At 47.2% G+C, this 12,850-nt stretch carries 13 protein-coding genes; 2 read left to right on the top strand and 11 right to left on the bottom strand.

Translation table 11 applies throughout. The annotated features are described in order from the left end of the window. Positions 1–35: 35 nt before the first annotated feature. Both gpr and ACKX14_RS01900 read right to left on the bottom strand, forming a co-directional pair. Positions 36–1,007, bottom strand: a complete 972-nt coding sequence (gpr, locus tag ACKX14_RS01905; protein ID WP_422444389.1) for a GPR endopeptidase — start codon at positions 1,005–1,007, stop codon at positions 36–38. Between the two features lie 10 nt (positions 1,008–1,017). Next, entirely contained in the window at positions 1,018–1,344 is a 327-nt protein-coding gene (locus tag ACKX14_RS01900) for a phage holin family protein (RefSeq protein ID WP_422444105.1), read from the bottom strand. 146 nt (positions 1,345–1,490) lie between these two features. On the opposite strand from ACKX14_RS01900, the gene rpsT reads away from it, so the two are divergent. Next, on the top strand, positions 1,491–1,766 hold the full coding sequence (rpsT, locus tag ACKX14_RS01895) for a 30S ribosomal protein S20 (RefSeq protein ID WP_422444103.1): 276 nt from the start codon (positions 1,491–1,493) through the stop codon (positions 1,764–1,766). Between the two features lie 122 nt (positions 1,767–1,888). Next, positions 1,889–2,542 carry a hypothetical protein gene (locus tag ACKX14_RS01890; protein WP_422444101.1) on the top strand — a complete coding sequence of 218 codons (654 nt, stop codon included), beginning with the start codon at positions 1,889–1,891 and terminating at the stop codon, positions 2,540–2,542. 66 nt (positions 2,543–2,608) lie between these two features. On the opposite strand, the gene holA is transcribed toward ACKX14_RS01890, so the two are convergent. The 9 genes from holA to ACKX14_RS01845 form a co-directional block, all read right to left on the bottom strand. Next, positions 2,609–3,577, bottom strand: a complete 969-nt coding sequence (gene holA / locus ACKX14_RS01885; protein WP_422444099.1) for a DNA polymerase III subunit delta — start codon at positions 3,575–3,577, stop codon at positions 2,609–2,611. Between the two features lie 3 nt (positions 3,578–3,580). Continuing rightward, positions 3,581–5,920 carry a DNA internalization-related competence protein ComEC/Rec2 gene (locus ACKX14_RS01880; RefSeq protein WP_422444097.1) on the bottom strand — a complete coding sequence of 780 codons (2,340 nt, stop codon included), beginning with the start codon at positions 5,918–5,920 and terminating at the stop codon, positions 3,581–3,583. Between the two features lie 154 nt (positions 5,921–6,074). Next, positions 6,075–7,004 (bottom strand): phosphotriesterase family protein, encoded by a 930-nt coding sequence (locus tag ACKX14_RS01875; RefSeq protein ID WP_422444095.1) that lies wholly within the window; start codon positions 7,002–7,004, stop codon positions 6,075–6,077. A 67-nt stretch (positions 7,005–7,071) separates the two neighbouring features. Beyond that, positions 7,072–8,400, bottom strand: coding sequence for a YhfT family protein (locus tag ACKX14_RS01870; RefSeq protein ID WP_422444093.1), 1,329 nt, complete (start codon positions 8,398–8,400; stop codon positions 7,072–7,074). A 24-nt stretch (positions 8,401–8,424) separates the two neighbouring features. Continuing rightward, a complete protein-coding gene (locus ACKX14_RS01865) occupies positions 8,425–8,805 on the bottom strand; it encodes a DUF2620 domain-containing protein (RefSeq protein WP_422444091.1) in 381 nt (126 codons plus the stop codon). Positions 8,806–8,886: 81 nt separating this feature from the next. Then, on the bottom strand, positions 8,887–9,243 hold the full coding sequence (locus ACKX14_RS01860; RefSeq protein ID WP_422444089.1) for a PRD domain-containing protein: 357 nt from the start codon (positions 9,241–9,243) through the stop codon (positions 8,887–8,889). 13 nt (positions 9,244–9,256) lie between these two features. Then, positions 9,257–10,462 (bottom strand): phosphopentomutase, encoded by a 1,206-nt coding sequence (locus ACKX14_RS01855; RefSeq protein ID WP_422444087.1) that lies wholly within the window; start codon positions 10,460–10,462, stop codon positions 9,257–9,259. Beyond that, positions 10,459–11,616: a YhfX family PLP-dependent enzyme gene (locus ACKX14_RS01850; protein WP_422444085.1), complete on the bottom strand. Its 1,158-nt coding sequence runs from the start codon at positions 11,614–11,616 to the stop codon at positions 10,459–10,461. The genes ACKX14_RS01855 and ACKX14_RS01850 overlap by 4 nt, the downstream gene beginning before the upstream one ends. Positions 11,617–11,620: 4 nt before the next feature. Then, a complete protein-coding gene (locus tag ACKX14_RS01845; RefSeq protein WP_422444083.1) occupies positions 11,621–12,709 on the bottom strand; it encodes an aminotransferase class V-fold PLP-dependent enzyme in 1,089 nt (362 codons plus the stop codon). Positions 12,710–12,850: the final 141 nt, after the last annotated feature.

Here is a 12,850-nt window from a genome sequence, read left to right as displayed (position 1 = left end):
AAAACAAAAAAAATGAGGCCTTTTTGCCTCATTGCTCATTGAAGAAATGTGCTGACTTCATCGTAAGATATTCCGGGGTGAAGGGCCAGATTCAGACCTCCGGCCAGAGTCCTGGCGGTGTTTTCGATTAAAGAATCTATCTCTTTGGGGGTTACCACCAGTTGGCCCACAAAAGGGTACATGACTTCCTGGATTAAGCGATATTTTTCCTCCTTATCCATTTCCTGCAGCAACTTGTAAAATTCGCTTCCGGGTTTTGCCTGCCTGGTAAACTGCCCGATGAGCATATCCAGGGTGTCACTGGCCATCGTGGCGGCGTCGACCACCGTAGGTATCCCCACTGCTATAACCGGCACCCCTACCGTCTCTCTGGTAATCCCCATGCGCTTGTTTCCGACGCCGGAACCGGGGAAAACTCCGCTGTCGGCAATTTGTATGGTGGTACTTATGCGTTCCATGCTCCGGGCCGCAAGGGCGTCTATTGCTATTATCAGGTCAGGTTTAACCCTTTCCACAAGACCTTTGATTATTTCTCCGGTCTCAATACCGGTTATCCCCAGCACACCGGGCGCCAGCGCACACACCGGCCGAATGCCCTTTTTGGTATTGAATTTATCCGGCATGATATCTATAAGGTGTCTTGTTACTATGAGTCTTTCCACCACCTTTGGCCCCAGAGAGTCCGGGGTAACGTTCCAATTACCCAGGCCGATAACCAGAACCGTTGCTTCCACCGGGAGATTTATCATATTTTTCAGCTCGTCGGCCAGGTTTTTACTGACTTCCTCGGCAAGTTCCGGGTCTTTTTCTTTAAGCCTGGGCACCTCCAGGGTAACGTAATACCCCACGGGCTTTCCCATGGCCTTCGCTCCGGATTCGTTTTCTATCCTGACACGGCTTATTACCATCTCATCTGACTTTTCCGTATCCACCAGCACGCCGGGAATCTCCTCGCCCCCGGTAAGTTCTCGTGCTTCGATGGCGAGATCGGTTCGTATATTTATAATTTACCCCTCCTCACCGAAGCTCCGTAGGGACAAAGGCGTCAATTATTCCTATCACAAGAGACGCCAGCAAAGCTCCCCACCATGTAACATTCATAGCCGGAACCAGAAACTGTGCAAAATAAATGACCACGGCTGCCGTGATAAAGCCCACAATACCGCGGTTTTGCGGAGAGATCTTATTGCCCAGAAGGCTTTCCACTATAAAGCCCAGAATCGCTATAACTATGGCGGCAATCAGGGCTCCGGTAAAGCCTGCCACTTTAAATCCGGGTAAGATGAAACTGATCAGCATTAAAACCAGCGCCGATACGATAAACCTGATAATCATGCCAATCATGATTTATCACCTCCAATCAATATTCTTTTATTATATTAACCTTAAGATTTTTATAATATACAGAACTGAAATCTTTTTGCCTTCCCTTGCATTTTGGGGAACTAAATGATAAAATAGGCATAGCATTTTTAAGGGGGTGAAAAGGTTTGCCAAATATAGCATCAGCCAAAAAGAAGGCGCGTCAGGCCAAAAAGAGGACGCTCCGCAACAACCTGGTAAAATCCAAAATGAAATCGGCCATAAAAAAATTTGGCGAAGCCTTAAAAACAGGGGATGCCGAAAACATAAAAACCGCTATGGTTAACGCCATAAAAATTATAGACAAAGCAGCTTCCAAGGGCGTCATCCACAAAAACGCCGCAGCCCGCAAAAAGTCAAGTCTTTACAAAAGACTTTCAGCGTCCAATATTGCAGTAAGTTAAACAGCGTAAGCCGTCGCTTACGCGTTTTTTATTTTTTCCCAGTTTAATTTAACCGCTATAAAGAAAAACTATTAACGGAGATTAGAATATCTAATCTCTAAAAATACCTGGAGGTGGTTGGCTTGGATAAGGTAAATCAGCTTCAACAGCAGCTTCAACAGTTGCAGCAGAATTTAAACTCTTTCACCCAGATGATCAATCAGCTTTCCCGCGCGGAGCAAAATAATGCAGCACAACTTTCACAGCTTTCTTCCTCTGAGTCGACTACAACTCAAAAGCTTCAGCAGTTACAGCAGGCTGAACAAAAAGCCACCGAACAGCTTAGCATGATGCAGAGAATGTGCAACGATTTTTCCAGGCAGCTGCAGCAGCTGACTTCGGCAACTCGCGTTCTGGCGTCTAATGTAGCTCAGATGGAAGCGCAGCGCAGGACCGGTCAAACGGCTTATGCCGGACAGCAAACCTGGCCTCAGTACCAGCAGCAGGCGAGTCAGACGTCATATGCCACAGGCACCCCCCAGGCAAGAAATGCCGCATATCAGCAGGAGTTCGGCCAGCATACGGCAAAACCGGTAACCCCCGCCAGGCCCGATCTGGCTCAATACAGAGATTCCGCCTACAGGCAGGAGTTCGGCCAGCATACGGTCCAGGCGGCGGCGCCGGCCAGGGGGCAGCAGGACCAATACAGGACTTCGGCCTACAACCAGGAATTCGGCCAGCATACGGCAAAACCCGTGGCCCCTGCATACCAGCAGCAACCTTCCAGGTATCAGTAAAAAGCAAAGGTCACCTTTTCTTTTCGAAAAGGTGACCGCTTTAATTTTTAGTCGCCCCATGGCGTTTCACAATTTAGCTATTGACATTATCAGTAATTCAATGCCCGTCCTTTCATCGATTTTTCCCATTTTTATGTCCAGGTCCGTTTTCTGGCATAAATTTAAGGCCCTTTTTAGCTCATCCACCGAAAAATTTTTTGCCTGTTCGACCGCCTTTTTCAATACGAAAGGGTGAAGGCCCAGCTTATCTTTCAGTTCCTGGAAAGCGGCGCCTTCCATGGCCTTGACCGAGAGCAGTTGGGCGATGTGCCTGGACAACATAAATAAAATGACAATTCCTTTTTCGCCCTGCAATATCAGGTCATTTAAAACTTTAATGGCCCGGGCGGCCTTTTTCATGCCGACAAAGTCCATCATTTCAAAGATGTTGCTCTCAATGGATTTAGAAGAAATAAGCTCCAGATCCTTTTTTTGTATACTTTCCGTTTCTCCCGTAAACGCAGCGACTTTTTTAAGTTCAGCATCGGTCTGATACAGGTCCCGGGTATTGCCCGCAAGATAATAAGCAGTGGATAAATCAATTTGTTTGCCGTAGAGCCGGGCCCGTTTTTGTATCCACAGGGCTTTGTCTTTTTGGGACGGAGCGGAAAACTCCCTGACTGTTCCGCTTTTCTGGATGAGCTTGAATATTTTTTTTCTTTTATCGGGTTGTTCACAGGTAAAAATAATGCTGGTGTAAGGCGGAATATTTTCCAGAAAACTTAACAGCCGGCCCCTTTCTTCCGCTTCAGCCTCCTTCTCATTACTCCCGCCCTCAAAAAACCGGGCGTCGTACACCACCACCAGTTTGTTCTTTTCCAGCATTGGCACAGTGGTCGCCGCATTGATTATTTCGTCTTCCGTAACCGTCTTTCCGTCAAGAGCAATGTAATTTACGGCTTCCAGGTAATCCGGTACAATTTCTTTTTTTATCCTTTCGATCTCTTCTCTTATCGGAAGTTTTTCCTCTCCGTAAAACAGGCTGAGGCTTCCCATGGGTCACATCTCCTCGGGGATTGATGTAAATATTTTAACATTTTTTCCGACGACTTTAAAGGTTATGGCTCCCTGAAGGTCGGTTCTTAAAACTTTGACATCATACTTTTTCAAAAGATCAAGCACTCTAGCCGAGGGATGGCCAAAAGCGTTGTCCCTGCCAGCCGAAATCACCGCTACGGCGGGTCTTACGCGAGACAGAAACTCCTCGGAGGTAGAGGTTGCGCTGCCGTGATGGCCGGCCTTTAGTACCACAGCCCGTAAATCACAGCCGGAATCAATCAAATCCCGCTCGCCATAAAATCCCAGATCACCGGTGAATAAAAAACTGATTCCTCCATATGCCATTTTTAAGACCACCGAATTGTCGTTGTCCGAGTTTGAAAATCTGGTGTTGCGGGGCGGATTCAAAACTTCAAAAACGGCGCCTCCAAGGTTAAACCTGTCTCCCCTCGCGGTTTGTAAAATTTTTATTTTTCTTTGCCGGGCAATTTCTCTCATTTTGTTGTAAATATCCGAATTGTCGTGCATGCCGTACATCACCGCCCCCACCTTCATATCCTCCAGTATGGACAAAAGGCCCCTGGCATGATCGTCGTCAAAATGGGTAAAGACGGCAAGGTCAAGGCGGCCTATACCCCTGCCGTACAGAAAGGGCTCCACCACGTCTCTTCCCACATCAAAATCGCCTGTGTAATAGAGCGGCATTCCCCCGCCGTCGATCAAAACCGTTTTACCACCGGGAGTTTTGATAAATATTGAGTCCCCCTGGCCGACATCAATAAAAGTCACCTCCAGGCCGGTATTCATGGGAATTATCAACAATACGGTCACCGATAACAAAACAGCTGCGGCCGTCTTTTTTAATTTGCCTTTTATACCAAAAGCCCCTGCCGGCATGTCAAATATCAACGCCAGTGATAAAAAGTAAAATACAAAAACAGCCGGCGGAAACTCCGGCACCGCGAGAGCGGCACCGGGCAGTTCGGAGAAAAATAATGTAAGTCTATCCACGGCCAGCAGTATCGCTCCCGCCATTTTGACAACAACCACTCCAGCCGGCGGCAGGAGCATACCGAGCAAACCCGCTACAAAACCCAGCAGTAAAACAAGGCTTACCAGTGGGACCACCGCCAGGTTCGAAACAAAACTGATTAAAGACACCCTGTGAAAATAATAAGCCGAAAAGGGCCATACCATAAGCTGGGCAGACAGTACTACCGCCAGTGAATCACGCAAAAACCCCGGGAGCTTTGAAAGAAGCCTTTGAAAAGTATTGTAAAAAAGTATTATTCCCAGAGTGGCGGAAAAAGACAGCTGAAAGCTTATGGAATACAGGTTTAGAGGATTCAAGAGGAGCAATACCACAGCAGCCAGGCAAAGGTTGTTCAGGGGATCGCTTTCTCTTCCCGCCACACGCCCCAGCATCAATACTCCAACCATAACGGCGGCCCTGATCACCGAAGGCGAAAGCCCTGCCATAAAACTGTAAAAAATAATGGCAAAACTTCCGGCAATAAAGGAAAAAAGGCGGTGAACATAAAAAATGTCAAAAAATCTCTGGAGTACGCCGTATATGACGGCCACGTTCAACCCCGAAACCGCCAGCACATGGATTACGCCGGCATCGCTGAAAGCGCGCATCGTCTCTTTTGGCATGCTTCCCTTAATCCCGATAACTATGCCGGCAAGAAGTGCCGAAAGGTCGTGGGGTAAATTCTTGTTATAAAAAGCAGTCAACCTTTCTCTCAGGAAATAAGCGGCTTTAATAAAGGGGTTTGCCCTGTAAACTCCCAGCTTTTCCGCCTGCTTCGAAAACATTGTGGCTGATATGCCCTTTTGCAGAAGATAGGCCCTGTAGTCCATACCTCCGGGGTTCCTCTTGACCTGTGGCAACTTCAGTTTTCCCGAAAACTTCACAAGGTCCCCGTAATCAAATGCCATGTTTCGCTTGAAGTCCCTCAATACTGAAAGCCGTACTTTTCCCGATACCGTTTGATATGTGTTACCATGAACGAGGTATAATGTTTTTATATCGTATGTAATTTTATCGGCTTCAACCTCAGGCACGTCACACACCACGCCGACAATGGTCTGCTGTCTTCCTGCATAATTTATAATGGTTCCCGATGCTTTTTCCGCTCTGTAACCGAAGTAATATGCCCCAAAGAAAAATATGAAAGCCGCTGCAAAAACAACCCTTTTTTTCCCTTCACCGACAGCTACACATGAAACCAGACTTGCCGACGCCAAAAATAAGAAAAACCCCGGAGCCGTTATAAAGCCGGCGGTCACAATTCCGGGAATTAAAAAAACAACAATAAAAAGGAAGGGGCGATACATAGCTCAAGCTCCTTATTTGTAATGCACCCTTTTTAAAAATATATTCAACACGTGCAGCTTTTTCCCTTCAAGATTTACAAAAAAATATACGGGCAAAGAAAAGCGAAACTTCTTGCCGGTATAATCTTTCATAAAACCCGCGGGGTAAAATTTCTCAGAGTATGAAAGCCAGAAACCTGCGCGGATTTTCAATTGTCATTTTTTCTATCACCCCGCCGGGCACACCCCGTTTTTTCAGTTCGCTTAAAAAGTTTGTATGCAAGTGAGTATAACCGTAGCCGCCAAATTTTTTTAAATACGATTTCCTGGTAATATCACAGGAAAGCATTATTTGATTCTCATAACCTTTATCCAAAAGGTGCAGCAAATTATGAATTCTGGCTTCATCGGAACGATACCCCGCCTTGCCTATGGTGTCAAACTGTATATAGGCGCCCCACCTTAAGAGTTCCAGCTGTACAGACATATCCTCATTTAAATCCTGGTGGCCGAAAGACACCCGGTCCGGCGACACCCCTTCTTCTTCGAATATTTTTCTTTGCTCAAGGCCCATCGTCCCCAATTCGCAGTGAGTGCTGATAGGAGCTCCCGTTATCTTATGGGACCTGGCTACCGCGCGGAAAACTTTTTCTTCGGCGGGAGTAATGCGGCCGAAACTTGTACCGATTTCGCCGTAAACGCCTGCTTTAACCCCTGTATTATCTATGCCTTCGAGAATCTCGGCCGTCAACTTATCAATGAGTTCTGTATCTTTCATCGCAAAAACTTCCTTCGGGTAAAAATCTTCTTTATAAAAGCCGGTACCCGCCACTATAAAGAAGCCGGTTGTTTGCGCCATCCGTTGAAGAGTGAGAGGGTTTCTTCCCATACCCATGTTCGTCAGCTCTACAATGGTGTTGAAACCGTATTCCTTAAGCTGCTGCATTTCTTCACATATAGCCGGCAGCGTCTCTTCATCGCCCAGTATCGATGTATTATCACCCCGCACACGGGATAAATCAAAGGCCAGGTGTTCGTGGACCATGACTTTTTTTATATCAGATCCATCGATGTCACCTGTCACCGTGCGAATTTTCCTGACCAACGTTAATACCTCCTTTAAAAAACAGCAGGGAAGGAGAAATTTACTCCTCCCCGCAACTTTTTTATTTTTATAACAGGTGAAGCAGGTAGAAAACATTCACTAAGATTCCCGTTATAATAGCGGCCAGAGGCGCCGAAGCAAGCCTTATGATTGGACGTCCTAGAGTTTCGTTAATCATATAGAGGGAAGCAAACAAGGCAAAGGCCAGCCAGTTCTGGCCCTGCACTCCGGCAGGATTCATATTGAGCACCGCCATAGCTGAACCGATTAACAGCGCAATTTCCAGAACATTGTTCATAGCTGTCCGGATGTTATCGGAAGCTTCGCGGATGGAAGGGTATTTTTCCAGGCCCTTACCCACCAGGCGCAGAGCCGAGACTTCAATCAGAATCATTAAAGCTCCCAGCACAAAAGCCATCACATGGCCGAAAAAGCTTTCACCAAAAAGGGTTGGAGCAAGCCAGTAGCCAACCGGATAAACAAACGTGAGACCAACCACACCGTAAACACCCGAGGCCAGAGAAGTCGTAACTATCAGTGGGAGAAAGGCCAGACCCCTAACGAAGTCCGCTGCGGCCACGCTGAAAAGCTGGGCCGTGTTTCCGGTTTCATATATCTGGTGCAACAGCTGGAAGTCTACTTCAGAACCGGCAAACCATCTCAAATTACTGATCAAGGATACTAGACCGCCGATGACCATCAATAAGGGCAGTGAATTAAATATGCGTCTGGTATTTGCTTCAAATATATTTTCACCGGAAACATTCTCCTCTGGTGCTTTCATGTCCTTGGCTACGGCGAAAATGACCAGCATGATTACACCCACAAACATTTCCAGAGCTTCCGCGTAAATGGGGGTGCCGCCAACTGTGATAATTTTTAATGCGGCCAGCTGCCGTGCGACTAATTCAAGGATAAGAGTAATGACGCCTTTTTTCCACCCAAACTGGGAAAATATGGCCAGCACCGGGAAGAGTGCGAACCCGGCGATAACGGGTGAAGACAATGCTCCAAGGGCATCCAGCATATTAATCGGCATTGCTTTAAACAGGGTATTCAAAGCGCCAAAAAATGCTGTCACCCCGATACCCCAGCCGGCACCCAAAAGCGCCGCAAGCCAGGAGTATGGTGCTACAACGCCCAGAATATCCGTTGGCAAAAACAACAGCCACGGGTTAAGCAAATTCGAAGACAGGGTAAAAGCAAAACCTACCGACACTATAAAGCCCGCGCTCAATCCAAAGGCTATCGAGCTCATCTCAGCCCTTTTCATCCGCCCTTCATAATACTCCGGCATAATGGGGCGTATGCCATCATGAAATACAGCCCGCCCGAAATGAGACGCCAGTGAAGTCAGAGCACAAAGAAGGGCCACAATACCCAGTTTTACCGCCATAAATCATTTCCCCTTTCCATTCATCTATTCTTTTTTAATGCCGTGTTTTTTGAGGATGCTGTTCACCAGCAACGGCACAGCTTCCTCAATGGCTTCCACGGACATGCCAAAGGCTATCTTGCCCGACTGCACCAGTTTTTCGATTTCCTCGGCCTTCGGCCTGCCGCCCGCTTTGGCCACTGTCGCGCAGTTGGCATATCCCAGTATACCTATGGGGATCGAAAGAGCCGCACCTCCGCCGCTGTTGCAGGCGCCAAAATAGTAATCTGCCTGGCCCTGTTTTATCTTCTTGGCCGCTTCAAAATCCGACATGGCCGTGACGGTTACATTATCTCCTCCGGCTGCCCGGGCAGCCCTTTCAATAACGTCTTTGTTGAGACCGCCCACAACTATACGTATAGGCATGCTACAACAACTCCTTTCTAAATATTTTTTATTGAGTTTAAAACCGGAAAATCTCTTATCACCACCTCCCGCAAGTTGAAGTTAAGTTTTCAAAAGTAAATTTAAATACATGGCAATAAAGTTTATCTCCCCTTCCGGGATATCTCTGGTTCCCAAAATTTTTTCAAACAAAGACAGTGATTCCCTAACTAGTTCCTGATTGCCTTTAACGGCGGCTTCTACTTCCGCCGTGGTTTCCTCTATTCCTTCACCGGCGGCAATGCGGGTCAAAGCTTTCGCCAGGTGAGTGACGAACATGCCGCCCACTTCATTCTCCACTTTGATTCCGAATTTTTTTTCTACAATGTCAACCGCAAGAACGGTTTTTTCCACGTCCTGTTTGGTAATTTGCCCTGACTCTAAAAGTATTTCCAATCTTTCCATAATATCCCTATCCATTGAAACTTCCCCTTCAGCAAATATTTTTTAAAAAGCTGTCGCCGTTCTCCGGGCTATTAATCCCGAAGAATTCGGCTATTGTCGCACCTATATCCGAAAGTGTCTTTCTTTCCCCCAAGTCGACAGAACGGAAGTTCTTCCCGTATACCAGCAACAGCGCCTTTTCTCTGGTATGATGGCTGTGCCCGATGGTAGGGTCGTTCCCATGGTCGCCGGTGATTATAAGCATATCTTCTTCCTTCATCTCATCCAAAACCCTTCTCAGGTATTCATCGACCGACATGAGTTTTTCGGCGTATTTTTCTGGGTCCCGGGAGTGGCCGGCGAGGTCCGTTTCCTGGACGTTTGCCGCTATAAGGCCGCCCGGTTGACTTTTCATTTTTTCCAGCACCAGTTCCATCACTCCATCGGTCTCTACTCTCGGGTGATAGTCTGCCCCCTCACATTCAATTACATCGGCCATTTTACCTATAAGGGATACCGCAAACCCTGCCTTTTTCAATAGCGTGGGAACCTGGGCATCGGGGTTCACACCATAGCCCAGATGCCTTACCATATAGCCTCTTTTATATACCCCGCACTTCGGGCAATCGACTCCGATTATATCTCCGTCTTTTACTTCCACGGCATGCAATATATCCTCCACCGTTATGCCTCTGCCGCCCAGGACTATTACCCTGCCGACCTCCACGTTTTCCCTTACCAACCTGCCTACAGCAAGTTCATCCTCAAAGGATATATAATCCAGCGGAGCGGTAACGTTGTAGTTCTGCCCGGGGTCCGCTTCCAGGTTGTCCGCCACTGTAACAAGACCGTTTACAAGGAGAAGCGGGTGAGCCGGGTACGGCCTTTTGACCTCGTAACCCTTTTCCTTTAAAGCCTTTTCCACCCTGTCTATATAATGGATGAAGGGTTTGACCACAGGCATTTTAGGCCTGCTCCCCATTATCTCCTGATGACCCTGATAGGTGTCGGCGCCGAAGTGGGCAAGTATGCTCTTTCCGTAGCTGGCCAGGGGATTTTCTACCTTTTTAATATTGTCTGAATCCACAAGATACCCTGCACCCAGGGCTTCTAAGTTTGGCAACCTGAAGTTTTTAACGGCCTCCGCCACGTGTTTTAAGGTGTTAGCCCCTCTGTCCTGAGGCCTCACCTTATACACATCGTCCATCTCTCCCACACCCAGGCTGTCAATAACCAGCAAAATTGCCCTTTTCACTTTATCTCATCTCCCAGATGATTAAAAATTCCCACCAGCCTTGGATTGCCTTCCTGTATGCCCTCTACCACCGCAACTTTTGATCTGGTCACAAATACCTGGGTTCTGAAAGAAAATATTACGGTATCGCCTACCTCCAGTTCATTGCCGCCATCCAGCACTGCAGCGTAATAGTCAATGGATTCCGGGGAAATCCCTTTTACATTCAGCACCAGGTTTTTACCGGGAATGTAGGCCTTTTTCATCCTCGACCTTGAATAAAATCCGCCGCCGAAAACATAGGCTTTACCTTTTGCCGTGTGGGAGACTTCTGTCACGTAAACCATGGCCTGCACTTCAGGTTCCGTGCCGCCCGCATGAAGCGGAGTGGTTCCCGTCAGGGCATGACCCGGCTCACCGCTGGTTACGCCCATCTCTTTTAAAAGCGGTATGGAAGATGTGCATGTGGCGCTGGGCCCATTAATCTGTGAAATATCAAACCCCAGACCCTTTAATATGTCTGCAGCCTTTTTAATTGTAAATAAGTTTTTAGTAGGCTCTATCCCGCCCGACTTGTAGTTATACAAAAAGCACGGGAAAGAGGTTACACCTTTGATTTTGATATTATCCAGTTTTTTTATCTCCAGGGCCGCCCTTTCAAGGTCCCTTAATTTTATGCCGCCTTCCTGGCCCGGGTAAATATAGTCGCCATCGTCTACGACCCTGAGCAGTATATTCTGGACGAGGCCCAATTCCTTCGCGGCATCGTTTATTTGCCTGGCCTTATCTGTGCTAAAGCAGGTGATAAAATCGGGGTTCATGCCAAGGGCTTCTTTTATACCGGACCTTGGTACCTGGACCAGATGGCCTATGTGCCCTATCTTTATGCCGTTTTTATAAAGTAGCCTGGCTTCGTCCAGGTCCACAGCCACAGCTTTTTCTATGCCTGAATCCATAATGGCCCTGGAGACGACGGGATTCCTTCCAAACTGTTTTGTCATAAAATACAGATTTACACGGTATTTTTGGGCCGTATTTGAAAGCAATTCCGCATTTTTTCTGACCATATCCAGGTCGATACAGTAAGTGTTGGGTTCAATCAATCCTTCCCTGTGGAGTTTTGCTGCTGCATCTATGAGCGCCGGATTATTCTTCAAAGTAACTTCTAAAAACACACTATCACCTGGCTTTCTCTATAGCCTCTTTTAGTATCCTCAATACAGTCTCACTTCCGGCTCTCATAGGATTTACCCTTATCAGATAGTCTTTCATTCTGGGGTTATCTTTAATAAATGTCCCGGATGCCCTGTAAAACATAGGTGTTATCTCGTACCTGGATTCCGCCCCTACGGGGTAGGATGCGGCGCCGAGCTTATCGGCCTCCTCAACGACCTTTGAAGAAATGGGTTCCTCAAGCTCCACAAGGATGGTCCTGGACTGGGCATTGGCGATATGTGCGGCTTTTGCGCCGCTGATTTTCCCACTGTTGATGGCATCTGCCACCTTATCTATTTCCTCGCTCTGTATGGCCATCATGACGGGCACATATACCATAGACCGCAACGCATCCATGGCTTCGTGCCCCTGCACCTGCCCGCCGCCGGAATAGTTCATCTCCCTGATTTTTGCAATGACGCCTTTATCTCCGACAACACACCCCACGCCCTCGGGGCCCAGGAGTTTAAACATGGAAAAACATGAGGCCGTGGCTCCTACCTGGGTACCGATATACTTTGTCTTCAGTACAGTGTAATTCTCGTCGGTAACTATTGGAACATTGGAAATTTTCCTTATAGCCCTTATTAGCTCATACATATCGTATTTATCCGAAATCTTCTGTCGGGAATGCTGGATGTACACCAGCTTAATATCGGGGGTTACAGCCTTTAATACTTTATCCTCATCGTTAAAATCAACCTTCACGGTATTAAGGCCCATATATTCAATAGTGGTGGCGGTAGTGGAATAAACGGGCGCATCATGGATCAGGATTTTATCCCCCGGCTTTAAGAGAGCCTGGAGGGCAAAGCGGATGGAACCGGTCCCCGCCCCTCTGACCAGCGCCGCATCTTCAGCCCCGAAGAATTCTGATATGACCTTTTCCACCCTGGCAGTGGTCCTTGGCCTGCCCAGGCCGGGCACGACTCCAACGTCGCCCGCACTTAAAAACTCGGACCCGGTAAAATTCCGCACAATTATATCTACCAATTTAAATTGAAGCTCTCTGGCTTCATTTAAGCTTAATGACTCTAAAGGAAATATTTTCATTTTCATCAACCCCCAGGTGTTATGTCCAATTTACAGAACTCTGTATTTTTTATCAAAGAAAAATTGATTCTAGTGTAGAAACCCTACTTTTTTACTTCTTTTCCCGAACCTTGAAAATTTCATAAGGAATGTTTTGGAAAG

The organism is Thermorhabdus hydrogeniformans, assembly GCF_049310025.1.
In the GTDB taxonomy this organism is placed as follows: Bacteria; Bacillota; Thermosediminibacteria; order Thermosediminibacterales; family Tepidanaerobacteraceae; genus JBJYKD01.
Note: the sequence above shows the minus strand (reverse complement) of the source record. Positions and strands in the feature narration are given on the sequence as shown.

Bases quoted from the DNA above. Each gene is read 5' to 3' on its own strand.
- ACKX14_RS01900 (WP_422444105.1), bottom strand. From the start codon at position 1,344: ATGATTGGCATGATTATCAGGTTTATCGTATCGGCGCTGGTTTTAATG.
- holA (WP_422444099.1), bottom strand. From the start codon at position 3,577: ATGGGAAGCCTCAGCCTGTTTTACGGAGAGGAAAAACTTCCGATAAGA.
- ACKX14_RS01880 (WP_422444097.1), bottom strand. From the start codon at position 5,920: ATGTATCGCCCCTTCCTTTTTATTGTTGTTTTTTTAATTCCCGGAATT.
- ACKX14_RS01870 (WP_422444093.1), bottom strand. From the start codon at position 8,400: ATGGCGGTAAAACTGGGTATTGTGGCCCTTCTTTGTGCTCTGACTTCA.
- ACKX14_RS01865 (WP_422444091.1), bottom strand. From the start codon at position 8,805: ATGCCTATACGTATAGTTGTGGGCGGTCTCAACAAAGACGTTATTGAA.
- ACKX14_RS01860 (WP_422444089.1), bottom strand. From the start codon at position 9,243: ATGGATAGGGATATTATGGAAAGATTGGAAATACTTTTAGAGTCAGGG.
- ACKX14_RS01845 (WP_422444083.1), bottom strand. From the start codon at position 12,709: ATGAAAATATTTCCTTTAGAGTCATTAAGCTTAAATGAAGCCAGAGAG.